Raw genomic sequence first — 2025 nt, forward strand, 5'->3', positions numbered from 1 at the left:
CCTGAGTAGCGGCGAGCGAAACGGGAAGAGCCCAAACCAAGAGGCTTGCCTCTTGGGGTTGTAGGACACTCTATACGGAGTTACAAAAGAGCGAGTTAGATGAAGCGACTTGGAAAGGTCCGCCAGAGCAGGTAAAAGCCCTGTAGTCGAAAGTTCGTTCTCTCCTGAGTGGATCCTGAGTACGGCGGAACACGTGAAATTCCGTCGGAATCCGGGAGGACCATCTCCCAAGGCTAAATACTACCTAGTGACCGATAGTGAACCAGTACCGTGAGGGAAAGGTGAAAAGCACCCCGGAAGGGGAGTGAAATAGATCCTGAAACCGTGTGCCTACAAGTAGTTAGAGCCCGTTAATGGGTGATAGCGTGCCTTTTGTAGAATGAACCGGCGAGTTACGATTACGTGCGAGGTTAAGCTTTAGAAGGCGGAGCCGCAGCGAAAGCGAGTCTGAATAGGGCGAATTAGTACGTGGTCGTAGACCCGAAACCAGGTGATCTACCCATGTCCAGGGTGAAGGTGAGGTAACACTTACTGGAGGCCCGAACCCACGCACGTTGAAAAGTGCGGGGATGAGGTGTGGGTAGCGGAGAAATTCCAATCGAACTTGGAGATAGCTGGTTCTCTCCGAAATAGCTTTAGGGCTAGCCTCGTGATGAGAATACTGGAGGTAGAGCACTGTTTGGACTAGGGGGCCATCCCGGTTTACCGAATTCAGACAAACTCCGAATGCCAGATATTTATACACGGGAGTCAGACTGCGAGTGATAAGATCCGTAGTCAAAAGGGAAACAGCCCAGACCACCAGCTAAGGTCCCAAAGTAATCGTTAAGTGGAAAAGGATGTGGCGTTGCACAGACAACCAGGATGTTGGCTTAGAAGCAGCCATCATTTAAAGAGTGCGTAATAGCTCACTGGTCGAGTGACGCTGCGCCGAAAATGTATCGGGGCTAAACGATTCACCGAAGCTGTGGATTGACATCTACGATGTCAGTGGTAGGAGAGCGTTCTAAGTGCGTTGAAGTCAGACCGGAAGGACTGGTGGAGCGCTTAGAAGTGAGAATGCCGGTATGAGTAGCGAAAGACGGGTGAGAATCCCGTCCACCGTATGACTAAGGTTTCCTGAGGAAGGCTCGTCCGCTCAGGGTTAGTCGGGACCTAAGCCGAGGCCGATAGGCGTAGGCGATGGACAACAGGTTGATATTCCTGTACCACCTCCTCACCGTTTGAGAAATGGGGGGACGCAGTAGGATAGGGTAAGCGCGCTGTTGGATATGCGCGTCCAAGCAGTAAGGCGTGTGTGTAGGCAAATCCGCACACTATAACGTTGAGCTGTGATGGCGAGTCCGTATGGACGAAGTTCCTGATTTCACACTGCCAAGAAAAGCCTCTATCGAGGTGAGAGGTGCCCGTACCGCAAACCGACACAGGTAGTCGAGGAGAGAATCCTAAGGTGTGCGAGAGAACTCTCGTTAAGGAACTCGGCAAAATGACCCCGTAACTTCGGGAGAAGGGGTGCTCTTGAGCGTGCAAGCGCATGAGAGCCGCAGTGAATAGGCCCAGGCGACTGTTTAGCAAAAACACAGGTCTCTGCAAAACCGTAAGGTGACGTATAGGGGCTGACGCCTGCCCGGTGCTGGAAGGTTAAGAGGAGTGGTTAGCGCAAGCGAAGCTGCGAATTGAAGCCCCAGTAAACGGCGGCCGTAACTATAACGGTCCTAAGGTAGCGAAATTCCTTGTCGGGTAAGTTCCGACCCGCACGAAAGGCGTAACGATCTGGGCACTGTCTCAACGAGAGACTCGGTGAAATTATAGTACCTGTGAAGATGCAGGTTACCCGCGACAGGACGGAAAGACCCCGTGGAGCTTTACTGTAGCCTGATATTGAATTTTGGTACAACTTGTACAGGATAGGTAGGAGCCAGAGATCTCGGAGCGCCAGCTTCGAAGGAGGCGTCGGTGGGATACTACCCTGGTTGTATTGAAATTCTAACCCATGCCCCTTAGCGGGGCAGGAGACAGTGTCAG

At 52.3% G+C, this 2025-nt stretch carries 1 rRNA gene; it reads left to right on the top strand.

From position 1 onward, the window contains the following. Positions 1 to 2025 (top strand): 23S ribosomal RNA (locus tag ABZ842_RS38770); the annotation flags it as partial.

The organism is Streptomyces sp. NPDC047315 (assembly GCF_040643215.1).
Classification (GTDB): Bacteria; Actinomycetota; Actinomycetes; order Streptomycetales; family Streptomycetaceae; genus Streptomyces.